Source organism: Actinocorallia lasiicapitis (assembly GCF_054778695.1).
Window position 1 is genome coordinate 1 of sequence record NZ_BAAGZI010000938.1, and the last position, 521, is coordinate 521.

The 521-nt window shown below is 76.6% G+C and carries 1 protein-coding gene; it reads right to left on the reverse strand.

The window, feature by feature from the left end; genetic code table 11:
* Positions 1 to 521: AfsR/SARP family transcriptional regulator (locus ACYVE7_RS35590; RefSeq protein WP_460371125.1), on the reverse strand; the 521-nt coding region annotated here is incomplete at both ends.

Consider the following 521-nt stretch of genomic DNA (forward strand, 5'->3'; position numbering starts at 1 on the left):
TCGCGGGACCGGCCACGCCGAGCGCCCGCAGGAAGGCCGCCAGGGTTTCGGCGGGGTCGGCGGGCGTGCCGCCCCATCCGTGCAGATCGGCGTAGAGCTGCCCGTCGGGAAAGTCGGCTTTGACGGCGTGTGCGGCGCGGACGGCGAGCGTCGTCTTCCCGGTTCCGCCGGGCCCGGTGACGACCACGACCCGTGACGTCCCGGCCGCCGGGCCCGTCAGGGCCCGCGTCACGGACGACAGGGGCTCCGGCCGTCCGGTGAAGTCGGCCAGCGCCCCCGGAAGCTGGGCGACGACGGTCCGCTGATCATCGCCGAGGACCCGCCGGTGCGTCTCACGGAGCGCGGGCCCCGGCTCCAGCCCCAGCTCGGCGACGTACCGGCGCCGGAAATCCGTGTACACCTGGAGCGCTTCGCCCGGCCGGCCCGCCTGGTGCAGGGCGCGCATCAGCAGCCCGGCGGCCCGCTCGTCCAGCGGCACCGAGGCGCACTCGCATCCCGGCAGCACCGCGCCGCAGATCCCC